Source organism: Brevundimonas sp. FV1ye7S (assembly GCF_058680995.1).
Window position 1 is genome coordinate 1,913,337 of record NZ_CM178726.1, and the last position, 24,617, is coordinate 1,937,953.

Here is a 24,617-nt window from a genome sequence, read left to right on the forward strand (position 1 = left end):
GGCGTCATTGCGCGCTTCCCGTCATCTTCTCGATCGTCCGGGTCGTCGAATACCCATCCTTGAATTCCGCCAGACGGACCACGCCGCCCCAGCTCTCCACCAGGTCGCCGCCCACCACGCCCTCGCGGGTATAGTCCGATCCCTTGATCAGCACGTCGGGCCGCAGCCGCTCGATCAGGGCGATGGGGGTGGGATCGTCGAAACTGGTCACCCGATCCACGCTGCTCAGGCCGCCGATCACGACGGCGCGGCTGTCCAGGTCATTGACCGGCCGCCCCTCGCCCTTCAGCCGCCTGACCGAGGCGTCGGTGTTCAGCGCCACCACCAGCCGGTCGCACCACGACCGCGCCTGGGCCAGATAAGCCACATGGCCCCGGTGCAGAATGTCGAAACAGCCGTTGGTGAAGCCGACCTTCAGCCCCTGTCGGCGCCAGGCCTCGACCTCGGTCGCCAGTTCGTCCAGCGGCGTCACCTTGGCCTGGGCCGCGACGGCGTGCTGGCTCAGCTCCGCCTCGATCAGGTCTGCGGGCGTGACCACGGCCGTCCCGGCCTTTCCGACCACCACGCCCGAAGCCAGGATGGCGAACTGCACCGCCGTCTCCAGCGAGGCCCCGGCGCCCAGGGCCAGGCCCAGCGAAGCCAGCACCGTGTCCCCGGCCCCGGACACGTCGAACACTTCGCGGGCCCGGCCGGGAAAATGCCGCACCGGCCCGTCGCGCCGCGCCAGGCTCATGCCCTTGCCGGCGCGGGTGACAATGATGGCCTTCGCCGTCGTCGCCGCCAGCAGGGCCGCCAGCGCCGCCTCGACCTCGGCGTCGGTCTCGACCGGCAGGCCCGTGGCCCCGGCCAGTTCCGACGCGTTCGGCTTGATGACATCGACGGCGCCGTAGCGGGCGAAATCCCGACCCTTGGGATCGACGATGACCGGCGCGCCGGTCTCGCGCGCGGCTTTCAGGGCCAAGGCGATCAGGGCGTCGCCGACCACGCCTTTGGCGTAGTCTGACAGCAGAATGGCGGAGACATTTGAAAACGCGTCCGATTCAGTCAAGGGCGAAGCCGCCGCCTCCTCGTCCAGCCGCAGCAGCTGCTGCCCCGCCGCCACGAACCGAGTCTTGACGATGGTCGCGGCGCCGGCCGGCCGGGCGATGAAGTCGACGACCCGGTCCTCTGCGGCGATCAGGTCGCGCAGTTCCGCGCCGGCCGCATCCTCGCCCGTCACGGCGCCCAGATGCGCCACCCCGCCCAGGGCCGCGACATTGCGCGCCACATTGCCCACGCCGCCGGGCATGGCCGTGGTCCGGCGCGTGCGCAGCACCGGGATCGGCGCCTCGGGCGAGATGCGGCTGACCTCGCCATAGACGTAGCGGTCCAGCATCAGGTCGCCGACGCAGGCCGCCTTCAGGCCACGCACGCGCTCCAGCAGCTTCTGCAGGGCGCCCAGATCAAGGGTGTCAGACATGCGCCCGACCTAGAGGATTCAGGCGGCCTGCGCCACCGGCGCCTTGGCCCCGATCTGGATGGCCAGGTCGTCAAAGGCGATCAGCTGCGCGGCCAGGGCCTCGAACTGATCCAGCGGCACCATGTTCGGGCCGTCCGACGGGGCGTTGTCTGGATCCGGGTGGGTCTCCATGAAGACCGCGTCCACGCCGACCGAGACGGCGGCGCGCGCCAGAACCGGCACGAACTCGCGCTGACCGCCCGAAGACGTGCCTTGCCCGCCGGGCTGCTGCACGCTGTGGGTCGCGTCGAACACGACCGGGCAGCCGATCTCGCGCAGCACCGGCAGGGCGCGCATGTCGCTGACCAGGGTGTTGTAGCCAAAGCTGGCGCCCCGCTCGCAGGCCATGACGTTCGGATTGCCGGCCCCGACCACCTTGGCGATGACGTTCTTCATGTCCCAGGGGGCCAGGAACTGGCCCTTCTTGATGTTGATCGCCTTGCCGGTGGCGGCGGCGGCCAGCAGCAGGTCGGTCTGGCGACTCAGGAAGGCCGGGATCTGCAGCACGTCGACCACCTCGCCCACCGGGCCGCACTGGGCCTCGGAGTGGACGTCGGTCAGGGTCGGCAGGCCGACGGTTTCGCGGATCTCTGCGAAGATCGGCATGGCGTCCTTCAGGCCGATGCCGCGCGCGGCGCTGGCGCTGGTGCGGTTCGCCTTGTCGAAACTGGTCTTGTAGATGATGCCGACGTTCAGCCGCTCGCCGATTTCCTTCAGCGCATGGGCCGTCTCCAGCGCGTGCTGGCGGCTCTCCATCTGGCAGGGACCGGCGATGAAGGCGATTCGTGCGCCGCCGCCGATGACGACAGGCGTCCGAAGACCTTCGGACAACGTAATGACGGCGTTGGGTCGGCTCACGAGGCGGCTCTTTCGAAGTTCGGGCGTTATGGGAGCGGCGTTTGCCGCAGCTATGAGGCCATCAGGTGGCGCTCGTTTTGTGTGAGCGCAAGTTATCATGGAGTTCGCCTGCGTGGCCACCAAGCCTGTCGTCCTTTGGTTTCGCCGCGATCTGCGCCTGAACGACAATCCCGCCCTGTATCACGCCGTCGCCACCGGCCGTCCGATCCTGCCGGTCTTCATCCTGGAGCGCGACCCGGATCGTCCGGCGGGCGCGGCCTCGCTGTGGTGGCTGGACAAGTCCCTGCGCGCCCTGGACGATTCGCTTAGGGAACGCGGTTCGCGGCTGATCCTGCGGCGCGGCGATTCGCTGACCCAACTTCAGAGCCTGATCCAGGACACCGGCGCCGACGCCCTGTTCATGAACCGGTTGTTCGAACCCGCCGCCTTCGCCCGCGACACCGAGATCGCCCACGCGCTGACATCAAGCGGCGTTGATTGCCAGGACTGCAACGGGTCGTTGCTGGCCCGACCGGGCGCCGTGCTGAACGGATCCGACGCGCCCTACAAGGTCTTCACCCCCTTCATGAAGGCCCTGCTGGCGACAGCCGAGCCGCCGCCGCCCACGACCGCCCCGCGCCGCATCGCCACGCCCGACGCGGTCCAGACAGAATCGATCGACGACTGGGGTCTCCACCCGGCCCGCCCCGACTGGTCCGAGGGCTTCGACTGGACGCCGGGCGAGGCCGGCGCCGACGCCGCCCTGTCCGATTTCCTCGCACGGGGCCTCAAGACCTACGCCAAGGGCCGCGACCATCCCGCCCTTCCGACCACCAGCCGCCTCTCCCCCCACCTGCACTGGGGCGAGATCAGTCCCTGGCGTGCGACCCGGCGGGCGCGAGACGCGGCGGACGCGGGCGCGGTCCCGGCGGGCGAGGCGGACAAGTTCGTCGCGGAACTGGGCTGGCGCGACTTCTCGGCCCATCTGCTCCACCATTTCCCAACCATAACCGACCGGGCCTTCCGCCCGGAGTACGAATCCATGCCCTGGCGCGACGATCCCGAGGGGCTGGAGGCCTGGAAGCGCGGCCGCACCGGCTATCCGCTGGTGGACGCCGGCATGCGTCAACTGTGGACGACCGGCTGGATGCACAACCGGGTGCGGATGGTCGTCGCCTCCTTCCTGGTCAAACATCTGCTGATCGACTGGCGCGAGGGCGAGGCCTGGTTCTGGGACACGCTGGTCGACGCCGACCTGGCCAGCAATGTGCAGAACTGGCAGTGGGTCGCCGGTTCGGGCGCCGACGCCGCCCCCTATTTCCGCATCTTCAACCCCATCACCCAGGGCGAGAAGTTCGACGCGACGGGCGGCTATGTCCGCCGCTGGGTTCCCGAACTGCGCCGCCTGCCCGACCGCTGGCTCCAGTCGCCCTGGACAGCACCGCCCGAGGTGCTGCGCGACGCCGGCGTGCGCCTTGGCAAAGACTATCCCCACCCCATCTTGGATCATGCCCAGGCCCGCGCCCGCGCCCTCGACGCTCTGAAGACCGTCACTGGACGAGACGAACAGGCCGGCCATGACTGACGACGTCCAAAGAGGGTCCCGCATGAGTGTCGCCACCGTCGATATCGAGGCCGCCGCCGCCCGCACGCCGCGCATGTTCGCCATGCTGCTGCGTCTGCTGGCGTCGAACTGGACCTTCGGCCGCCTGACCGTCCACCTGCCCAATGGCGAGACCCATGTGCTGGACGGCGCCCGCCCCGGCCCCAGCGGGGTGCTGTACGTCAAGGACTACGGCTTCGCCCGCCGCGTCCTGGCCGCCGGCGACATCGGCTTCGCCGAGGCCTATATGGCCGGCGAGTGGGACAGCCCGCATCTGGCCGCCCTGCTGGAGACCCTGGTCGAGAACTACGACCATATCCGCCGCCTGTTCGACGGCAATTGGCTGATGATGGCGGTCAACTGGCTGGCCCATCGCCGCAATCGCAACAGCAAGACCGGGTCGAAGAAGAACATCCACGCCCACTACGATCTGGGCAACGCCTTCTATCAAACCTGGCTCGACCCCTCGATGACCTATTCGTCGGCCCGGTTCGAGCGGGCGGACGCCCCGCTGGACGCGGCGCAGAAGGCCAAATACGCCGCCCTGGCCCGGATGATGGATCTGAAGCCGGGCATGTCGGTGCTGGAGATCGGCTGCGGCTGGGGCGGTTTCGCCGAGTTCGCCGCCCGCGAGATCGGCGCCCAGGTCACCGGCGTGACCATTTCCAGGGAACAGCACGACTTCGCCCGCCAGCGTCTGTTCAACGCTGGTCTGTCGGACCGCGCGACGATCGACCTGATGGACTATCGCGACGTCCAGGGCCGGTTCGACCGCGTCGCCTCCATCGAAATGTTCGAGGCCGTCGGCATGGAATACTGGCCGACCTATTTCGAAAAGATCCACGACGTTCTGAACCCCGGCGGCCGGGCGGGTCTCCAGATCATCACCATCCAGGAGCCCCTGTTCGAGGAATACAACGCCCGCACCGACTTCATCCAGAAATACGTCTTCCCTGGCGGCATGCTGCCGTCCGAGGAGCGGCTGAAGCCGGTCGTCGCCGCCGCCGGCCTGAACTGGGGCTCCATCGAACGGTTCGGCCAAGACTATGCAGAGACGCTGAAACTCTGGGACGACCGGTTCCAGGCGGCCTGGAGCGACATCCGCCGCATCGCCGGCTTCGACGAGCGGTTCCGCCGGCTGTGGCGCTTCTATCTGGCCTATTGCGAGGCGGGCTTCCGGTCGCGCCGGACCGACGTGGTGCAACTGGTGCTGGACCGCGCCTGACATTAGGCTGGGGGCATGACCCAGTCCTCGCCGTCCTCGCCCCTGATCTCCACCGCCGCCCTCGCGGCCCTGATGGACGACCCGACCCTGCGGATCGTCGATGGGTCCTGGCATCTGGACGGCCGCGACGCCCAGGCGGACTTCGATCAGGCCCGGCTTCCGGGCGCGGTCTTCTTCGATCTCGAGGCGGTCTCGGACCACAGTTCGGACCTTCCGCACATGCTGCCGACGGCCGCCGCCTTCGCCGAGGCGGTCGGAGCCCTCGGCATCGCCGCGACCGACACCATCGTCATCTATGACACGGTCGGCCTGCGCTCCGCCCCGCGCGTCTGGTGGACCTTCCGGCTGATGGGGGCGACCAATGTGCGGGTGCTGGACGGCGGCCTGCCGCTCTGGCGGGCCGAAGGGCGGCCTCTGGTCTCGGGTCCGGCGCAGACGCCGACCCCGGCGTCGTTCAACGCATCACGACGCAGCGACGCGGTCGCCGACCTGCCGACCGTCTTGGCGGCCCTGACGGGCGAGGCGCAGATTCTGGATGCGCGGCCGGCGGCCCGGTTCGCGGGTCAGGCGGCGGAACCCCGGGCCGGCCTGCGCTCCGGCCATATGCCGGGGGCGCTGAACCTGCCCTTCCTCTCCGTGATCGGCGAGGACGGACGACTTCTGGAGCCCGAGGCCCTGCGCGCCCGGTTCAGCGACGCCGGGGTGACCTTCGACCGCCCGATCATCACCAGCTGCGGCTCGGGCGTCACCGCCGCGATCCTCACCCTGGCCCTGGCCACGCTCGACGCGCCGTCCAGCCTCTACGACGGCTCATGGGCCGAATGGGGGTCTCGGACCGACACCCCCGTCGTCCTCGACTGACTCAGCCCGCCGTTCCGTGCTTCAGGCCGCGTCGGGCGGCCCCCGGAAGATCTTCGGGCGCCGCAGGCTCGACCGGCTCGACCGGATCGTCCTTCTCGCCGCGCGAGACCACCGTGGCCAGAACCAGATCGCCGGTGACGTTCAGCGTGGTCCGGCACATGTCCAGGAAGCGGTCGACGCCCAGGATCAGGCCGATCCCTTCCGGCGGCACCTTCACCATGACCAGGATCATGGCCACCACCGGCAGCGAACCCGCCGGCACCCCGGCCGTGCCGATCCCGCCCAGGATACAGACCAGCATGACGATGACCTGCTGGGTCAGGCTCAGTTCGACGTTGAAGAACTGGGCCAGGAACAGCACCGTCACCCCCTCGAACAGGGCTGTGCCGTTCTGGTTGGCGGTGGCCCCGACCGTCAGGACGAAACGGGCGATCTTCCTGGGCAGTTTCAGCTCCTGCTCGGCCGCCTTCAGCGACACCGGCAGCGAGGCGTTGGACGAGGCGGTGGAGAAGGCCACCACCATCGGCTCGCGCACCGCCCTGAAGAAGGCGATCGGCGAACGCCCGCCCAGCAGCCAGATGACCAGCGGATAGACCACGAACATGTGGATCGCCATGGCCCCGACGGCGACGCCGACGAAGGCCGCCAGCCGCACCAGCAGATCCCAGCCGAACAGGGCCGCCAGGTTGAACATCAGGCAGGCGATGGCGAAGGGCGCCAGTTTGATGAAGAGGTTGATCAGCTTCATCGTCACTTCCAGCAGCCCCTCGATCACCTCTTGCAGGCGGTCGGTTGCAGGGCTCTTGGCCATGACCAGGCCGATGCCGAAGAACAGGGCGAAGACCATCAGGGGCAGGATCTGGTTCTCCGCCGCCGCCGTGACCGCGTTGGACGGCACCAGTCCCAGGAAGAAGTCGCCCAGTTGAATGGTCTCCGGCGCGTTCTGGACGATGCCGGCGGCGCCGTCGCGTCCCTGTTCCAGTAACTGCTGCGCCATGGCGGGATCGACGCCCCGGCCGGGCTGCAACAGATTGACCATGACCAGGCCGATCACCACCGCGATGCCCGAAACCAGTATGGTCAGCAGCAGGGTCTTGATCCCCGCCCGTCCCAGCGAATTCAGGTCGCCCATCTCGGCCACCCCGATCACCAGGGCCGAGAACAGCAGCGGGATGACCATCATAAACAGCAGGCGCAGGAAGATCTGCCCCGCCGGTCCTGTGATGTTGTCGGTGACCCAGACCACCCAGGCCGTATCGGCGCCCAGCGCCAGATTGACCCACAGCCCCCCGCCCAGGCCGACGGTGAAGCCGATCAGCATCAGCCAGTGGAGGGCTATGCCCCCAGGTTTCGTCTCGGTCATCTGCCCCCCAGGAAAAGACTCAAGCTGCGGCGCTTAACGGATCGGCAATCCATAGATCAAGCCGGCCGGCCGCGCGTTCCACTGTGCGTTCAATCCGCGCGCCAGGTCGAGCGGCGATTGCGAACCCAGATTCCGGTCGAAGATCTGGCCGTAATTTCCGACCGACAGTATGGCGTCCTTCGCCCAGTCGTCGGACAGACCCAGCAGAGCGCCGTATTCGCCCTCAGACCCCAGCAAACGCTTGATGCGCGGGTCGTTCGACGTCTTCGACAGGGCTTCGGCGTTCTCCTGCGTGACCCCGAATTCCTCGGCCAGGACGACGGCGTTCAGGGTCCATCGCACCACGTCGGCCCAGCGTTCGTCCCCGGCCCTGACGACGGGTCCCAGCGGCTCCTTCGACACCACGTCTGACAATATCGTGTGCGCCTGAGAATCCGCCAGAACCGTGCGGGCGGCGGCCAGGGCCGATATGTCGGCGCTCAAGGCGTCGCAGTCTTCCCGGCCATAGGCGTCCCGCGCCGCCTCCTCGCTGGGCAGAACCACCGGGCGATAGGCGATGCCGCGCGAGCGGAAGAAGTCGTCGGCGTTGGCCTGGGCTGTCGATCCCGCCTGGACGCAGATTCGGGCGCCGTTCAGTTCCGTGGCGCTGGCCAGGCTCAGAGACCGCCGCACCAGGAAGCCCTGGCCGTCGTAATAGTTGATTCCCGCGAAGACGAAGCCCTCGCCGGCGTCCCGGCTCATGGTCCAGGACGAATTGCGCCACAACACGTCCACTCGGCCTTCCTTCAGCGCCGCGAACCGGTCGGACGCAGACAGGGGCACGAACCGAACCGCGTTCCCGTCGCCGAAGATGGCCGCCGCCATGGCGCGACAGAAGTCGGCGTCGAACCCACGCCACTGACCGCGGTTGTCGGTATAGGCGAAGCCGACCAGCCCCTGATGCACGCCGCAGTTCAGCCGCCCGCGTCGCTTGACCGCGATCAGGGTCGGGCTGTCGGGGCGATCCGTGGCCACGCTGGGCGTCGGCAGGGTCTGCGAGGCGGTTTCCGGCGTCGGGTCGGGATTCCCGCGTCCGCAGGCCGCCGTCAGCAGGGCCGCCGCCATAACTCCGATCGTCAAGACCCGCATCGCGTTTCGTATCCTCCGCCGCTTGCGCCCCGCTGACTTTAGAGGCCTTTAGGCCCTGATCCGCAACCCATCGGAGAGGCCATGTCGCCGCATTCGGACCGCACCCGTCTGATCTCGTCCGCCACCCGGCGGGGCGGGGGACGCCGCCCGGTCAACCCGCCCATCGAACGCGCCTCGACCATGCTCAGCGACCGGGCGGAGACCATGCGAAACGACGCCGATGGTCCGACCTACGGCCTGGACGGCGGCTCGGCCGCGCGCCAGCTGCGCGCCGCCCTGGCCGATCTGGAAGGCGCGGCCGACGCCTTCATCGTCCCGTCCGGCCTGGCCGCCGTGACCGTGCCCCTGCTGGCCCTGACCCGGCCGGGCGACGAGGTGATCACGAGCGACGCGATCTATGGCCCGTCCCGCCGGTTCCTGGCCCGCTACCAGGCCGCGCGCGGGGTCACGACCCGCTTCCTGCCCGCCGATACGGATGCGGCCGGCCTGATCGCCGCTCTCAGCGATCGCACCCGTCTGGTCCTGATGGAATCGCCCGCCTCCCTGACCTTCGAGATGATTGACGTGGCCGCCGTGGCGTCGGCCTGTCGCGACCGCGGCGTCCTGACCGTGATCGACAACACCTGGGGCGCGGGCCTGGCCTTCAAGCCCCTGGCCCACGGCGTCGACGTCAGTGTTCAGGCCCTGACCAAATATGTCTCCGGCCATTCCGACGTCCTGATGGGCGGGATCGCCTCCAGCGTCCCCGCCTGCCTGCGCGCCGTCGCCGACACGATCGAGGATCTGGGCTGGCACGTCTCGCCCGACGACGCCTGGCTGGCCCTGCGCGGCCTGCGCACCCTGCCGCTGCGCTATGCCGAACAGGGGCGGTCGGGCCTGATCGTCGCCGAGTGGCTGCAGGCCCGGCCCGAGGTGGCGCGCGTCCTCTATCCGCCCCTGCCCGGCTCGGTCGGCCATGACCTGTGGACGCGGGACTTCACCAGCGCCGCCTCCCTGATGGGCGTGGTGCTGAAGGGCGGACACACGGCCGCAGCCTGCGCCTTCCTCGACGCCCTTTCCCTGTTCGGCATGGGCTATTCCTGGGGCGGGTTCGAAAGCCTGATCACTCACGAAACCCACCAGATGGCTTATCGGGATCATCCGCCGGCGCTGGAGGGCGAGCTGATCCGCCTGCATATCGGGCTGGAAGACCCCGCCGACCTGATCGCCGACCTCGAACACGGCTTCGCCGCCTTCCGCGCGGCGCTCACCCTTCCTTAAGCGGCCGGGGCGACAGTCGCCCGGTGCACGCCTCGCCCGTCCAGATCGATGATTCGGACGCCCCGCCCGCCTGGGAACAGTGGGCGGCGGGTTTCGTCGTCTTCATGCTGACCGGCGCCCTGATCGCCCCGGTCATCGCCCCGGACCAGGGCGAGACCCCGATCCTTCGCCTGATCTGGCTGCCCGTCTACGCCGTCACCGCCGGCCTGATCGTGTTTCGCTTCGAAAAAATCATCCGCGCCTGGCCCGCCTGGCTGATGGTCGGCGGCCTGGTCGGCCTGGCCTATGTCTCGCAGTACTGGTCCATCGATCCCGGCGTCACCGACCGGCGCGTCATCGCCTTGGCGATCAACAGCGCCTTCGCCGTCTATCTGGGCGCGGTCTTCCGGGACGCGGCCCTGCCCCGCGTCCTGATGCACACCTGTCTGGTCATGGCGGTCGGCAGCCTGATCATGGTCTTCGCCTTTCCCCGCATCGGGGTTCACCAGTACGACAACGCCGGTCTGTGGCGCGGCCTCTGGTACGAGAAGAACCAGATGGGCCTGGTCATGGTGGTCGGCGCGGTCTCGGCCGCCGCCAGCCTGGCCGCCGACCATCTGGCCGGAAACGGGCGCAAGCCCTGGGTCGCCCTGCTGACCTTCGCCCTCACCACGCTTCTGGTCGTGGCCACCCAGTCCAAGACCTCGCTGCTGTGCTGGATGCTGGGCGTCGGCATGGTCGGCGGCTGGTGGACGCTGAAACAGGGCGGCGCGGCCGTGACCGTCGCGGCCGTCTGGCTGGGCGTGGTGATCGCCGCCGTCGGGACCTGGTTCTGGAACACCGATTCCGCCGCCATTCTCGAAGCCCTGGGCAAGGACCCGTCCCTGACCGGCCGGACCCTGATCTGGGAGGCCCTGATGCGCAAGGTCGCCGAACGCCCCTGGACCGGTTACGGCTTCAGCGCCTTCTGGGGCGTCGATTCCATTCCCGCCCGCGAGATCCGGCTGGAGACCCAGTGGCCCGTCCCCTCGGCCCACAACGGCTGGATCGATCTGCTGGTCCAGCTCGGCTGGCCCGGCGCAGTGGCCGTCGGAACCCTGATGGCCGTGTCCGCCGTCATGATCCTGGCCCGTCTGAACGGCCTGGGCGCGCGGGAGGGGTTCTGGAGCGTCGGCTATCTGGCGGTCTTCTTCGCGCTGAGCCTTTCGGAGAGCGTCCTTCTGACCCACGCCAACCTGCCGTGGATCCTGATGCTGGCGATTCTGGCCCGCGCCGTGACCTTCGATCCGGTTCCGGTGCGACCGCCGCTTGCTCGACCGGCGACACGCGCCTACCAGAACCGGCTCCGAATCGCCTCAGACTATGTGAATGGCCGACGACCTCTTCGCTTTTAACGACACGCCCGAGGCGCCCAAGCCCGAGGCGCCCAAACCTGTCGCGGCGACGCCGCCCCAGGCTGCGCCCGCCCCTGCGCCAAAACCGGTCCCGACGCCTGTCGCCGCAGCCCCGACCGCCCTCGCTCCGACTACAGGCGCCCAGAACGCCTATTCCGCCTCCTCCATCGAGGTTCTGGAAGGGCTCGAGCCCGTTCGCAAACGCCCCGGCATGTATATCGGCGGCACCGACGAACGCGCCCTGCACCACCTGTTCGCCGAAGTCCTCGACAATGCGATGGACGAGGCCGTGGCCCGTCACGCCAAGCTGATCACCGTCGAACTGGACGCCGAGGGCTATCTGTCGGTCCGCGACGACGGCCGGGGCATCCCGGTCGATCCCCACCCCAAACATCCCGGCAAGTCGGCGCTGGAGGTGGTGATGACCGTCCTCCACTCGGGCGGCAAATTCTCCGGCAAGGCCTATGAGACCTCGGGCGGCCTGCACGGCGTCGGCGTCTCGGTCGTCAACGCCCTGTCCGAGCACCTGGACGTCACCGTCTGGCGCGACGGCTTCGAGTGGAAACAGTCCTTCTCGCGCGGCAATGTCCTGGGCCCGATCCAGCAGATCCAGCCGTCCAGGAAGCGCGGCACCCAGATCCGCTTCAAGCCGGACGACGAGATCTTCGGCATGGGCGCTGCCTTCAAGCCGGCCCGTCTGTTCCGCATGGCCCGCTCCAAGGCCTATCTGTTCCGCGGCGTCGAGATCAAATGGACCTGCGCGCCCGAGCGGATCACCGACGCCACACCGACCCAGGCCCTGCTCCACTTCCCCGGCGGTCTGGCCGACGCCCTGATCGACCGGATCGGCGAGCTGGAGACCGTCACCCCCACCTTCGCCGGCCGCGCCGAGCGTCAGGGCGAGGCGGGCGCCTTCGAATGGGCCGTCACCTGGTCCCCCATCGGCTTCGGCGAGGCTGACGGCTTCATCCAGTCCTACTGCAACACCGTCTCCACCCCCGACGGCGGCACCCATGAGGCCGGCTTCCGCGCCGCCCTGGTCAAGGGTCTGAAATCCTACGGCGAACTGACCAACGAGAAGCGCGCCGCCATCATCACGGCCGAGGACGTCACCGCCAACGCAGGCGCCCTGATCAGCGTCTTCATCCGCAATCCCGAATTCCAGGGCCAGACCAAGGACCGTCTGTCCTCGCCCGAGGGCGCCCGCCTGGTCGAACAGCTGCTGCGCGACCCGCTGGACCACTGGCTGACCGAAAGCCCCAAACAGGCCAACGCCCTGCTCGGCTTCGTCGTCGATCGCGCCGAGGACCGTCTGCGCCGCCGCAAGGACAAGGAGGTCCAGCGCGCCGCCGCCACCCGCAAGCTGCGCCTGCCGGGCAAGCTGTCGGACTGTAGCCGCCAGTCGGCCCAGGGCACCGAACTGTTCATCGTCGAAGGCGATTCGGCCGGCGGCTCGGCCAAACAGGCGCGCGACCGCACCACCCAGGCCATCCTGCCCCTGCGTGGCAAGATCCTGAACGTCGCGTCGGCCACGGCGGATAAGCTGCGCCAGAATATCGAACTGTCCGACCTGGCCCTGGCCCTGGGCGTCCAGCCCGGCAATCGGTTCAACATCGACGACCTGCGCTACGAGCGAATCGTCATCATGACCGACGCCGACGTGGACGGCGCCCATATCGCGGCCCTGCTGATCACCTTCTTCTACCGGGTCATGCCCGAAACCATCCGCCAGGGCCGGGTCTTCATGGCCCTGCCGCCGCTGTACCGCATCTCGGCCGGCCCCTTGAGCGAATACGCCCGCGACGACGCCCACCGCGACGAGCTGCTGGCCACCGTCTTCAAGGGCAAGAAGACCGAGATCGGCCGGTTCAAGGGCCTCGGCGAAATGATGGCCTCCCAGCTGAAGGAGACCACCATGGACCCGAAGAAGCGCACCCTGGCCCGGATCACCGTCCCCGACGCCGAAACCAGCGTCGAGGATCTGGTCGAACGCCTGATGGGCAAGCGCGCCGACGCCCGCTTCCAGTTCATCCAGGAAAACGCCCAGTTCGTGAAGGAAGACCTGGACGTCTGAGGCCGACGGCCCTTCCACCTCGCCCTCGCGCCTGACAAAAGGGAGCCATGCAGACGCCCGCCCCCTCTCCCGCCGTTCTGGACGAACTGAAAGCCGCCCTGGGTCCGGGCGGCTGGACCCAGGATCCCGAGGTCATCGCCCCGGCCCTGACCGAATGGCGCAACCGCTGGACCGGCCATACGCCGATCCTGCTGACCCCGCGCTCGACCGAGGAAACGGCCAGGGCGGTCGCCATCTGCGCCCGCGAAGGCGTGGCCATCACGCCCCAGGGCGGCGGCACCGGCCTGGTCGGCGGCCAGATCCCCTTCGGTGAAGTCCTGCTGTCGACTCGCAAGATGCGCGCCGTCCGCGACGTCACCCCCCTGGACGACGCCATGACGGTCGAGGCCGGTCTGACCCTGCTGGAGGCCCAACAGGCGGCGACCGCGGCCGGTCGCTATTTCCCGCTCAGCCTCGCGGCCGAGGGCTCGGCCACCATCGGCGGCGTCATCTCCACCAACGCCGGCGGCACCCAGGTGCTGCGCTACGGCATGATGCGCGACCTGGTCCTGGGGCTGGAGGCCGTCCTGCCCAACGGCGAGATCTTCCGGGGCCTGAAGCGCCTCAGGAAGGACAACACCGGCTACGACCTGAAACAACTGCTGATCGGCGCCGAGGGCACCCTGGGCGTGGTCACCGCGGCCACCCTGAAACTCTTCCCCATCATGCGCTCGCGCGCCGTCGCCGTCGTCGGCCTGGAGACGGCCGCCGCCTCGGTCGAGTTGTTGGCCCGCGCCAAGGCCGAGACCGGCGGCGGGGTCGAGGCCTTTGAGCTGATGAAGCGTCTGGGCATGGAACTGGTGCTCAAGAACATCCCCGACACCCGCGAACCGCTAGATTCAACGCCCGACTGGTACGTCCTGATCGAGATCGCCTCCGGGACGCCCGGCGGCGCCGAGGCCCAGATGGAGGCCCTGCTGGAGGTCGCCTTCGAACAAGGCCTGATCACCGACGCCGCCATCGCCCAGAACGACGCCCAGCGCGCCGCCTTCTGGCGCCTACGCGAAGAACATTCGGCGGCGCTGAAGCCCGAGGGCGGCGGCTGGAAACACGACGTCTCCGTCCCCATCAGCCGCATCGCCGAATTCATCGACGAGGCCTCGGCCGCCGTCGAACGTTTCCACCCCGGCGCCCGGATCTCGGTCTTCGGCCACGTCGGCGACGGCAATCTGCACTACGACATCCTGCCGGGCGTGGGCCAGGACATCCCCGCCTTCATCGGTCGCTGGAAGGAAGGCTCGCAAGTGGTTCACGACGTTGTCGGAAGCTACGACGGCTCCATCTCCGCCGAGCACGGCCTGGGCCGGCTGAAGACCGAAGAGGTCAAACGCTACAAATCCCCCCTCGAGATCGAAACCATGGCCGCCCTGCGCCGCGCCATCGACCCCAAGCGGATCATGAACCCGGCGGTGTTGTTCTAGCGCTCGGCGACGCGCCCCCTCCGTCACGGCGCTCCGCGCCGCGCCACCTCCCCCAAGGGGGGAGGATCTCCGTCATCCCATTCCTCCCCCTCTGGGGGAGGTGGATCGCCGGCGAAGCCGGCGAGACGGAGGGGGCCCGAACGGCGCCAACTGTCACAATGACGCTGGTCTCACTCCAGCAATTCCAACTCCTCGCCCGGTCTCGTCGCTTGGAGGGCTCGTAAGGCCTGCGACCTTGCGGCGGCGGGAGCGGATGGAACGGGAGCGGGGGTGAGATCCCCCCGCGCCGACGGCGTCTCAGGACGTTGTCGGAGGGTCGAGGGGGATACTCGATCGCACTCGGGACGGGGTTTCGCAGACCCTGCCGACCCGTCGCAGGCTTATGGGGTTAGGCGATAAGACCGCCACCGCTCGGCGCCCCGAGCTTGCAGGCCAACCATTCGCGCGGGGCGTCAAACCTTCGTCGAAACGGTATTTCTAGATCATACTCCGGGCGAAGGCCCGGCGCCCCGCCCAGCCCTCCATGAACTTCGCAGCGAAAGCGCGAGGGCGATCCCCCACGCCGTCATCGCACCCGGTTCAAATCGTCACCAAGGCGCCCTATGTCAGCGGGCCACCACGGAGCCGCCTCTTGCTGATCGTTCTTTCTCCCGCCAAGCGGCTGGACTTCACCGAAGCCGATCCCGCCATTCCCGGCACGGACCGTCGCTTTCTGGACGACACGGCCAGCCTGGCCGTGACGGCGCGGCGTCAGACCAAGGCGGACCTGCGTCGTCTGATGGGGATTTCCGACGACCTAGCCACCCTGAACCTGGAACGGTTCAAGGCCTTTGATTCGGACTCGACCGACGGGGTCCAGGCCGCCTTCGCCTTCGCCGGCGACGTCTATGAAGGCCTGAAGGCGCGCGAACTCGACGCCGAGGCCCTCGACTTCGCCCAGGACCGGTTGCGCATCCTGTCGGGCTTCTACGGCCTGTTGCGCCCGCTGGACCGGATCCAGCCCTATCGGCTTGAAATGGGCACGCGGCTCAAGACCCGGCGCGGGTCCAGCCTCTATGATTTCTGGGGCGACCGGATCTCGAAACAGCTGAACGCAGACGCCGAGGGCCACGCCGACCCGACCCTGGTCAATCTGGCCAGCCAGGAATATTTCGGCGCCGTCGACGCCAAGGCCCTGAAGCTGCCGGTCGTCACCCCCCAGTTCCGCGAAGAGAAGAATGGCGAGAGCCGCATCATCTCCTTCTTCGCCAAGAAGGCCCGCGGGGCCATGGCCCGGTTCGCCATCGACGAGCGGGTGGAACGGGTCGAGGACTTGAAGGCTTTCGACCGCGACGGCTACAGGTTCGACAAGGCCGCCTCGACGGACAACGAGTGGATATTCATCAGGTCGGGAAATTCTTGATCCCCGCCCCGTCCTGCCGCTAGTCTCTCGACAAAACACGAAGGGCGGATTCATGTTCAACTGGTCGAAGTCATCCAAGGGCCCCAGCGCCGCACCAGCCGCCGCACACGGCGACGCCCCGGTGTTTCGCGACATCGGCGACCTGAAGGGTCAGGTCGCCGTCATTTCGGGCTCGACCTCGGGCATCGGCCTGGCCCTGGCGCGGGCCGTGGCGGCGCGCGGCGGCGACGTGGTGCTGAACGGGCTGGGCGATCCAGCCGAGATCGAACGCACCCGCGCCGGGCTGGAAGCCGGCTCCAGCGGCCGGGTCCGCTATCACGCGGCCAATATGATGCGCGGCGATGAGATCGCCGACATGGTCGCCTTCGCCAAACATGAGTTCGGCCGCCTCGACATCCTGGTCAACAACGCCGGCATCCAGCACGTCGAATCCGTCGAGAAATTCCCCACCGACAAGTGGGAGCAGATCATCGCCATCAACCTGTCCTCGGCCTTCTACGCCACACGGGCGGCCATTCCGATCATGAAGGCCCAGGGGCGCGGCCGGATCGTCAACATGGCCTCGGCCCACGGCCTGGTCGCCAGCCCGTTCAAGTCGGCCTATGTCGCGGCCAAGCACGGGATCGTCGGCTTCACCAAGACGGTGGCCCTGGAACTGGCCCAGGACAATATCACCTGCAACGCCATCTGCCCCGGCTTCGTCGAGACCCCCATCGTCGAGAAACAGATCGCCGACCAGGCCCGCACCCGCGGCATCTCCAAGGAACAGGTCCTGCACGACGTCATCCTGGCCGCCCAGCCGACCAAGAAATTCGTGACGACCGACCAGTTGGCGGGCCTCTTCCTCTATCTGGTCAGCGACCTGGGCGCCTCGGCCAACGGCGCCAGCTTCTCCATCGACGGCGGCTGGACCGCGCAATAGACCAATGACTTAGGGGACGGCGGCATGGCGATCTTCAGACGCAAGGCCGCCGAACCGGCGGACATCGTCCCGTCGACCTCGGGACGACGGCCCCTGTCCCTGGCGCTGCAGGGCGGCGGGGCGCACGGCGCCTTCCAGTGGGGCGTGCTGGACCGGCTGCTGGAGGACGGCCGGCTGGAGGTTCGCGCCGTCTCGGGCGTCTCGGCGGGGGCCATGAACGGCGCGGCCCTGGTTTCGGGTCTCGCCGCCGGCGACGCCCGCGCCGCCCTCGACAAACTGTGGCGCGAGATCAACCAGTCGGGCGGCCGCAACGTCTTCGGCGACAGCACCCTGTGGAACCCGGCCCAGACGCCGGACTGGATCAAGGACACCCCGCTATGGCGCGCCGGCGAGACCTTGGCCATGTCCATGAGCCCCTATGAATTCAATCCGCTAAATCACAACCCTCTGACACGGGTTCTAAAGGCGGCGGTCGATTTCGGCGCGGTTCAGGCATCCGACATAAAGATGTTCGTCGCCGCCACCGCCGTGCGCCAGGCCCGGGCCCGCATCTTCGAATCCGGCGAGATCACCGCCGACATCCTGATGGCCTCGGCCTGTTTGCCCCATCTGTTCCAGGCGGTCGAGATCGACGGTGAACCCTATTGGGACGGCGGCTACCTGACCAATCCGCCGCTGTGGCCCCTGACCGGCGATGACACGCCCGACGACGTCCTGCTGGTGACGCTGAACGCCCTGGTTCGCGATGAGACGCCGCGCAGCGCCGGCGACATCGTCGAACGGCTGAACGAGATCGTCTTCAACGCCCCCCTGGTCGCCGAGCTGCGCGCCATCGCCATGGCCGCCGAGATGATCGCCGGGGGCCAGCTGAAACACGGCGGCGGGTCCTATCGTCAGGTCCGGCTGCACGCCATCGAGGCCGACGGCTGGCTGTCGGACCTGTCGCTGAGGTCCAAGTTCAACACCGAATGGAGCTTCCTCAATGATCTGAAGGCGCGGGGACGGGCCGCCGCCGACGACTGGCTGGAGACCTGCCTGCCCTGCGTCGGGCGGCACTCCAGCGTCGATCTCCAGGCCCGGTTCGGCTAGCCGACGAAGCCGGCGGCGCGGCGCAGACGGTCGTTGATCGCCTCGCCCAGACCCTGTGACGGAATCGGCGACACGGCGATGCCGGCAGGATGCGTGCGATCCGCTTCCCTGAACAATCTGAACAGGTTGGCCGCCGCTTCTCGCAGATCGCCCGAGACGCTCAAGCTCCAGCGCGGATCGCCCGCCCCCGGTCCGAAGCCCAGCAGGATCTCGCCGTCACGCGGCGCGACGACGTCGATCCGAACCGGGGCGTCGGGGGCGTAATGCGCCGCCAGCCGGCCCGGCGACCTGTGCCCGTCGCCGCCGTCCGCCAGCGGCCCGACCACGGCCTCGATCTCGGCGCGGGTCACCGCGCCCGGCCGCAGCAGCGACACCCGCCCGCCCAGCACCGACACGACCGTGCTCTCCAGCCCCACCGCGCAGGGGCCGCCGTCCACGGCCGCCGTGACGGCGAACCCCGTCTCCTCCACCGCATCGGCGAAATTCGTCGGACTGGGCCGTCCCGACCGATTGGCCGAGGGCGCCACGACCGGCCCGCCAAAGGCCGACAGCACCGCCCGCGCCGCCGCATGGCCCGGAACCCGGATGGCCACGCTGTCCAGCCCGGCCCGGGCCAGATCACAGACCCGCCCTCCGTCCCGCACCGGCGTCACCAGGGTCAAGGGGCCCGGCCAGAAGGCCTCGGCCAGCGCCCGGGCCGAGACGTCGAACACCCCGACAGCCTCGGCCGCGACGGCGTCGGCGACATGAGAAATCAAGGGATTGAAGCGCGGCCTTCCCTTGGCCTGAAAGATGGCGGCCACCGCCTCCGCGTTGCCCGCGTCGGCGCCCAGGCCATAGACGGTCTCGGTCGGCAGCAGGATCAGTTCGCCCCGGCGCAGGGCCGTGGCCGCCTGATCGGCCGTATCGCCGGACCTTTGGGTCATGGCCGACGCGGGATCGGCGGGATCATCCGGTGCAGCACATTGTCACGATTGATGAATTGATGCTTCAGCGCACCCAGCACATGAAGCGCGATCAGGACATACAGGCCCTTCATCACCACCTCATGGACCTCCATGAACCGACCCGCCGTCTCGCGACCGCCGCCGACCGGCAGCAGGGGCCAGTCGAACAGACCGAACCAGGCGATCTCCCGCCCGGCCGCCGATGAGGCCAGCCAGCCGGTCATCGGCATGGCGATCAGGACGACATAGAACAGCACATGGGTCGCACGCGCCGCCAATCTTTCCCAGCGCGGCAGGTGGCCCGGGAGGGGGATGGCCGGATGCGCCAGCCGCCAGCCGATTCGCGCCAGGGTCAGGACCAGGATGGTGATGCCCACCGACTTGTGCAGCATGACGAATTGGCCCGACAGGACGCCTTCCGTCTTCTCATGCGCCGTGATCAGCAGCACCTGGGCCAGCACGCCCAGGGCGATGATCCAGTGCAGCGCCAGCGACACCGTCGAATAGCGATTGCGAGGTTCGGCCATGACTTCCCTTCCGTGGCGGCAGGGCGCCACTGTGCCCCGACGAAGAGCCTTGCGCCAAGCCGCTTGCGACGAGGGGCGATGACGAGGCACTTAGGCCTGAATATGCATCGAGGAAACCCATGAGCTACCGCGCACCCGTTCGTGATCTGGCCTTCACCCTGGAGGCCATCGCCGGCATGGCCGACGTCGCCGCCACCGGAGCCTTCCCGGACTATGATTCCGACGTCGCGGGCGCGGTGCTGGAAGCGGCCGGACAGTTTTCCGAGGAGGTGCTGGCCCCATTGAACCGCATCGGCGACCAGCAGGGCTCGCACTATGCGAACGGCGCAGTCACGGCCGCCCCCGGTTTCGCCGACGCCTATCGCCAGTTCGCCGCCGGCGGCTGGACCGGCCTGTCGGCTCCGGTCGAGGTCGGCGGCCAGGCCCTGCCCAAGGCGCTGGAGCTGGCGGCCTATGAGACCGTTCACGCCGCCAATATGGCCTTCGGCCTGTGCCCCATGCTGTCGCTGGCGGCTATCGAGGCGCTGGACCAGGTCGGGACCGAGGAACAGAAGGCCAAATACCTGACCAAGCTGGTCAGCGGCGAATGGACCGGCGCCATGGTCCTGACCGAACCGGGCGCCGGCTCGGACCTGGGGTCTCTGATCACCACGGCGACGCCGAACGGCGACGGCACCTACGCCCTGAACGGCCAGAAGATCTACATCACCTGGGGCGACCACGACGCCACCGACAACATCATCCATCTGGTTCTGGCCCGCCTGCCCGACGCGCCCAAGGGCCCCAAGGGCATCAGCCTATTCCTGGCGCCCAAGTTCGCGGTCAATGACGACGGCAGCCTGGGCGACCGCAACGGTTTCCGCCCGGTCGGGGTCGAACACAAGCTGGGCATCCACGCCTCCCCGACCTGCGTCATGAGCTATGAAGGCGCGCGCGCCGAACTGGTCGGCCGACCGAACGAGGGCCTGGCCCACATGTTCGTGATGATGAACGCGGCCCGCCTCGCCGTGGGCGTCGAGGGCGTCGGCATCGCCGAACGCGCCTATCAGCACGCCCTGGCCTATGCGCTGGACCGTCGTCAGGGCCGCTCGGTCTGGACCGGCGAGGCCAACGCTCCGATCTTCGACCATCCCGACGTGCGGCGCATGCTGGGGGTGATGAAGGCCAAGACATCGGCCGCCCGCGCCATCTGCCTGTCGACCGGCGTCGCCGCCGACCTGGCCCGTCATGGAACTGAGGAGGATCGTCGGCGCTGGAAGGCCCGCGAGGACCTGTTCACCCCCATCGCCAAGGCCTGGTCCACCGACGTCGGCTGCGAGGTGGCGTCGCTGGGCGTCCAGATCCACGGCGGCATGGGCTTCATCGAGGAGACGGGCGCCGCCCAATACTACCGCGACGCCCGGATTGCACCGATCTACGAGGGCACCAACGGCATCCAGGCCATGGATCTGGTCGGCCGCAAGCTGTCGATGGACGGCGGGGAAGCGGCCCGGGCTCTGATCGCCGACATGAAGGCGACCCTGGCGGAACTGGCCGACCTCTATTCCGGAAAGCCGCTGGAACGGTTCGCCACGGGGATCGAGGCGGTTCAGGACGCCACCCTGTGGCTGCTTGATCGCAAGGCCGAGGCCGAGGCGGCCGCCGATGTCCTGGCCGCCGCCGACGCCTATCTCAAACTGCTGGGCGACGTGGTCGGCGGATGGATGCTGGCCAAGGGCGCCCTGGCGGCCAAGGCGCGCCTCGACGCCGGCGAGGGCGACCCCGTGTGGCTGCAGGGCAAGCTGGACCTGTATGAGGTCTATGCCGCCAATGTGCTGGGCCATGTCTCCAGCCGCCTGGCGGCCGTGGGCCAGGGCGGCGACCTGTTGAAGCGGTTGACGGCGGAAGCCCTGACGGGCTGAAGCAGCGGCGTCAGGGCGCCGGCGCGGCCTTCTGGTCCAGCAGGTCGACCGCCTCACGGATATAGTCGGCGTGGACCACCACGCCGATCCTCAGGCGCTCGTCCTGGACGATGACTTCCTGGGTCAGAACCCCCGCGACACACGGATGGACCGGCGACACCTGAGTCGCCAGCGTCCAGAACACCGGTCCGCCCGAATCGCCCGGAAAGACGGCCAGATCGAGCAGGAAGGTCGGAAAGGCGCTGATCGGCGTCAGCGGCCAGGATGCGATCCGCCCGACGCGCAGGATCGGAAACCCGGCGCGGTTGGCTGACCGCCCTCGGGGAAAGCCCAACGTCCGCATAGCGTCGCCCGGCCCGACTGCGGTCGTGTCGAACGCCTCCCTGTCCGCCAGCCATGCGATCGGAATGGCGTCACGGGCGAAGGCGGCCGGCGCGCTGATCTCCATGACCGCAATGTCGCGGTCGCCCGGCTTGGTCCATAGCGGGTCAGACTCTGCGTCCCGAATGATCAGCGGCTGGGGATCGAAACGCCACCCGCCGTCCGGCAGTTCGACGCGCCATCCGATCCGCGCCTCGCTGTCGGGCATGCGGCTCAGCACGTGATCGGCGGTGACCAGGACGGTGCGCGGCGTGCCGTCCGCGCGGGGCGCATTCAACAGAAAACCCGCGCCCACGGTTCGCGTGCCGTCGCCGTTCGGCTGGTCGATCTGGACCGTCGCACGGATCATGGTCACGGTCAGGTCTCTGGCCGAACGCGACACGGTCTGCGTCGCCTCGGCGGAGGTCGTCGGCAGGGTCTGGAGGTCGAACATCAAGGCAAAGCGCCTCTCTGGGCTTTTCTTCATTTGACGCCGCCGTGGGCCACGCACAAGGTTCGGGTCCGAACAAGGGGGCCTAACCGATGAACCGTCGCCAACTGATCGTCTCGACCGCCGCAACCGCCGTCGCGGTCGCCTCCCCCGCCCTCGCCAAGCCCGCTCAGACTACCGGACCCTCGATGCCCCAGCCCCCCGTCGCCAAGAAGATCCCTGTCGTCATCGAACAACTGGGCCGCACCCGGACCGACGACTATCAATGGATGAAGGACGACAACTGGCAGGCCGTGCTGCGCGATCCGACCCTGATCAAGACCGAGGTCAAGGAACATCTGACGGCCGAAAACGCCTACCGCGAGGCCATGATGGCCTCCACCCTGCCGCTGCAGCAGGCGATGTTCGCTGAGATGCGCGGTCGTATCAAGGAGGACGACAGCTCGGTTCCGGCCCCGGACGGCGATTGGAACTACTACGTCGAATACCGCACCGGCGACCAGCATCCCCGTTACATGCGCGTCGAACGCCAGGGCGCGTGGATGGTGGACGGTCAGCCGGTGACGAAGAATTTCGTCGTCGCGCCCACGCCTCAACTGCTCCTCGACGCCAACGCACTCGCCGATGGCAAGGCCTATTCGGAAGTGTCGGCCGCGAGCCACAGCCCGGACCACAGCCTGTTCGCCTATGCCGAGGACGCCCAGGGCTCCGAGGTCCACAAGATCTACGTCAAGGACCTGGCGACCGACGAAGTTCTGCCTGACGTGATCGACAGCGCCACCGGCGACTTCGTCTTCTCGCCCGACAGCCAGTGGATCTTCTGGACCAATCGCGACGACAACGGTCGCCCGGACAAGATCTTCCGTCGCCCGGCGCGCGGCGGTGAAGCCACCCTGGTCTATGAAGAGGCCGACGACGGCATGTTCATCGGCGTCGGCCGCACCGCCGACGACCAGTTCATCGTCATCGGCATCCAGAACCAGGAGACGTCGGAAGCGCGCTACATTCCGGCCGCGACGCCCACGGCCGAACCCGTTATTCTTGAGCCTCGTGTGGTGGCCCTCCGCTACGACGTCGATCACTGGGGCGACCGCTGGGTGATCCGAACCAATGCGGACGACGCCATCGACTTCAAGATCGTCCAGGCGCCGACCGCAACGCCGGCCAAGGCCCACTGGACCGATCTGGTGCCGCACACGCCCGGCCGCTTCATCGAAGGCCTGGACCTGACGATGGATCACCTGGCTCGCCAGGAACGGGCCGACGCCAACACCCGGATCATCATCCGCGACCGCGCCGGCGCCGAACACGAGATCGCCGTCGATGAACCCGCCTTCGCCCTGTCGCTGTCCGGCGCGTCCGAGTTCGAGACGACCCACACGCGATACAGCTACAATTCGCCGTCCACCCCGACCCAGACCTTCGACTACGACATGGCGACGCGCGAGCGGACCCTGCGCAAGACGCAGCAGATTCCGTCGGGCCACAATATTGCGGACTATGTGGTCGAGCGGTTGAACGCCCCCGCTTCGGACGGACAGCTGGTGCCGGTCACGGTGCTGCGTCGAAAATCCACGCCGCTGGACGGTTCGGCGCCCCTGCTGCTCTACGGCTACGGCTCCTACGGCATTCCCATGCCGGCCAGTTTCTCGACCAACCGGCTGTCGCTGGTCGATCGCGGCTGGATCTACGCCATCGCCCATATCCGGGGCGGCTCGGACAAGGGCTGGGGCTGGTTCCTGGACGCCCGCCGGATGACGAAGAAGAACACCTTCACCGACTTCATCGCCGCCGCCGAACACCTGATCGACCGGAAATACGCGACCGCGGGACACATCGTCGCCCAGGGCGGTTCGGCCGGCGGCCTGCTGATGGGCGCGGTCAACAACATGCGGCCCGACCTGTGGGCCGGCGTCATCGGCCAGGTGCCCTTCGTCGACGTGATCAACACCATGAGCGATGTCTCCCTGCCGCTGACGCCGCCGGAATGGCCCGAATGGGGCAATCCGATCGAGGACCCCGAGGCCTACGACTATATGATGAGCTACAGCCCCTATGATCAGGTGGGGCCGAAAGCCTATCCCGCCGTCCTGGCGACCGGCGGCCTGTCCGATCCCCGCGTCACCTATTGGGAGCCTGAAAAATGGGTCGCCAAGCTGCGTCCGGCGACGACCTCGGGCAAGCCTGTGCTGCTGAAGATCAATATGGAGGCTGGGCACGGCGGCGCCGCCGGCCGGTTCGACTATCTGAAAGAGGTCGCCCACGACTACGCCTTCGCCGTCTGGGCCGTCGAAAAGGGCTGGGAAGCGGCCTGATCCGCCACCTCCCTTGCGCGG

The 24,617-nt window shown here is 68.3% G+C and carries 19 protein-coding genes; 12 read left to right on the top strand and 7 right to left on the bottom strand.

Annotated elements, in window-relative coordinates:
• Nucleotides 1-4: 4 nt before the first annotated feature.
• The gene (gene rfaE2, locus ACW18C_RS09240; RefSeq protein WP_492070586.1) at nt 5-1,459 is read right to left on the bottom strand and encodes a D-glycero-beta-D-manno-heptose 1-phosphate adenylyltransferase; all 1,455 of its coding nucleotides are present in this window, start codon (nt 1,457-1,459) and stop codon (nt 5-7) included.
• An 18-nt stretch (nt 1,460-1,477) separates the two neighbouring features.
• Complete coding sequence (gene kdsA, locus ACW18C_RS09245) at nt 1,478-2,356, bottom strand: 3-deoxy-8-phosphooctulonate synthase (RefSeq protein WP_425485656.1); 879 nt, start codon at nt 2,354-2,356, stop codon at nt 1,478-1,480.
• A gap of 112 nt (nt 2,357-2,468) precedes the next feature.
• Here kdsA and ACW18C_RS09250 point away from each other — a divergent pair, with 112 nt between their 5' ends.
• Genes ACW18C_RS09250 through sseA form a run of 3 tightly spaced genes read left to right on the top strand, consistent with a single transcriptional unit; the run spans nt 2,469 to nt 6,024 of the window.
• Nucleotides 2,469-3,920: a cryptochrome/photolyase family protein gene (locus ACW18C_RS09250; protein WP_492070588.1), complete on the top strand. Its 1,452-nt coding sequence runs from the start codon at nt 2,469-2,471 to the stop codon at nt 3,918-3,920.
• A 22-nt stretch (nt 3,921-3,942) separates the two neighbouring features.
• A complete protein-coding gene (locus ACW18C_RS09255; RefSeq protein ID WP_492070590.1) occupies nt 3,943-5,163 on the top strand; it encodes a class I SAM-dependent methyltransferase in 1,221 nt (406 codons plus the stop codon).
• Nucleotides 5,164-5,178: 15 nt separating this feature from the next.
• Nucleotides 5,179-6,024 carry a 3-mercaptopyruvate sulfurtransferase gene (gene sseA / locus ACW18C_RS09260; RefSeq protein ID WP_492070591.1) on the top strand — a complete coding sequence of 282 codons (846 nt, stop codon included), beginning with the start codon at nt 5,179-5,181 and terminating at the stop codon, nt 6,022-6,024.
• Nucleotide 6,025: 1 nt separating this feature from the next.
• Here sseA and ACW18C_RS09265 read toward each other — a convergent pair whose 3' ends face one another.
• Complete coding sequence (locus ACW18C_RS09265; protein ID WP_040349573.1) at nt 6,026-7,387, bottom strand: dicarboxylate/amino acid:cation symporter; 1,362 nt, start codon at nt 7,385-7,387, stop codon at nt 6,026-6,028.
• Nucleotides 7,388-7,420: 33 nt separating this feature from the next.
• Nucleotides 7,421-8,515 carry an amino acid ABC transporter substrate-binding protein gene (locus tag ACW18C_RS09270; protein ID WP_322298616.1) on the bottom strand — a complete coding sequence of 365 codons (1,095 nt, stop codon included), beginning with the start codon at nt 8,513-8,515 and terminating at the stop codon, nt 7,421-7,423.
• An 81-nt stretch (nt 8,516-8,596) separates the two neighbouring features.
• Here ACW18C_RS09270 and metC point away from each other — a divergent pair, with 81 nt between their 5' ends.
• The 7 genes from metC (at nt 8,597) to ACW18C_RS09305 (ending at nt 18,095) form a co-directional block, all read left to right on the top strand.
• Complete coding sequence (metC, locus tag ACW18C_RS09275) at nt 8,597-9,775, top strand: cystathionine beta-lyase (RefSeq protein ID WP_492070594.1); 1,179 nt, start codon at nt 8,597-8,599, stop codon at nt 9,773-9,775.
• A 23-nt stretch (nt 9,776-9,798) separates the two neighbouring features.
• Nucleotides 9,799-11,148, top strand: coding sequence for an O-antigen ligase family protein (locus ACW18C_RS09280; protein WP_492070596.1), 1,350 nt, complete (start codon nt 9,799-9,801; stop codon nt 11,146-11,148).
• Nucleotides 11,123-13,222 carry a DNA topoisomerase IV subunit B gene (gene parE / locus ACW18C_RS09285; protein ID WP_492070597.1) on the top strand — a complete coding sequence of 700 codons (2,100 nt, stop codon included), beginning with the start codon at nt 11,123-11,125 and terminating at the stop codon, nt 13,220-13,222. The genes ACW18C_RS09280 and parE overlap by 26 nt, the downstream gene beginning before the upstream one ends.
• Before the next feature lie 47 nt (nt 13,223-13,269).
• A complete protein-coding gene (locus tag ACW18C_RS09290; RefSeq protein WP_492070599.1) occupies nt 13,270-14,682 on the top strand; it encodes an FAD-binding oxidoreductase in 1,413 nt (470 codons plus the stop codon).
• A 631-nt stretch (nt 14,683-15,313) separates the two neighbouring features.
• The gene (gene yaaA / locus ACW18C_RS09295; protein ID WP_492070601.1) at nt 15,314-16,084 is read left to right on the top strand and encodes a peroxide stress protein YaaA; all 771 of its coding nucleotides are present in this window, start codon (nt 15,314-15,316) and stop codon (nt 16,082-16,084) included.
• Nucleotides 16,085-16,136: 52 nt separating this feature from the next.
• Complete coding sequence (locus tag ACW18C_RS09300) at nt 16,137-17,006, top strand: 3-hydroxybutyrate dehydrogenase (protein ID WP_008259939.1); 870 nt, start codon at nt 16,137-16,139, stop codon at nt 17,004-17,006.
• A gap of 24 nt (nt 17,007-17,030) precedes the next feature.
• Entirely contained in the window at nt 17,031-18,095 is a 1,065-nt protein-coding gene (locus ACW18C_RS09305; protein ID WP_492070603.1) for a patatin-like phospholipase family protein, read from the top strand.
• Here the strand turns inward: ACW18C_RS09305 and ACW18C_RS09310 are convergent.
• Both ACW18C_RS09310 and ACW18C_RS09315 read right to left on the bottom strand, forming a co-directional pair.
• On the bottom strand, nt 18,092-19,021 hold the full coding sequence (locus ACW18C_RS09310) for an L-threonylcarbamoyladenylate synthase (RefSeq protein WP_008264089.1): 930 nt from the start codon (nt 19,019-19,021) through the stop codon (nt 18,092-18,094). The genes ACW18C_RS09305 and ACW18C_RS09310 overlap by 4 nt on opposite strands.
• Nucleotides 19,018-19,569 (bottom strand): cytochrome b, encoded by a 552-nt coding sequence (locus ACW18C_RS09315; protein WP_492070605.1) that lies wholly within the window; start codon nt 19,567-19,569, stop codon nt 19,018-19,020. Before ACW18C_RS09315 ends, ACW18C_RS09310 begins: the two co-directional genes overlap by 4 nt.
• A 119-nt stretch (nt 19,570-19,688) precedes the next feature.
• Here ACW18C_RS09315 and ACW18C_RS09320 point away from each other — a divergent pair, with 119 nt between their 5' ends.
• Nucleotides 19,689-21,470, top strand: a complete 1,782-nt coding sequence (locus ACW18C_RS09320) for an acyl-CoA dehydrogenase (RefSeq protein ID WP_492070606.1) — start codon at nt 19,689-19,691, stop codon at nt 21,468-21,470.
• 10 nt (nt 21,471-21,480) lie between these two features.
• Here ACW18C_RS09320 and ACW18C_RS09325 read toward each other — a convergent pair whose 3' ends face one another.
• Nucleotides 21,481-22,284 (bottom strand): trypsin-like serine peptidase, encoded by an 804-nt coding sequence (locus ACW18C_RS09325; RefSeq protein WP_492073995.1) that lies wholly within the window; start codon nt 22,282-22,284, stop codon nt 21,481-21,483.
• An 89-nt stretch (nt 22,285-22,373) separates the two neighbouring features.
• Here ACW18C_RS09325 and ACW18C_RS09330 point away from each other — a divergent pair, with 89 nt between their 5' ends.
• Nucleotides 22,374-24,596, top strand: a complete 2,223-nt coding sequence (locus tag ACW18C_RS09330; protein WP_492070608.1) for a S9 family peptidase — start codon at nt 22,374-22,376, stop codon at nt 24,594-24,596.
• The last annotated feature ends 21 nt before the right edge of the window (nt 24,597-24,617 follow it).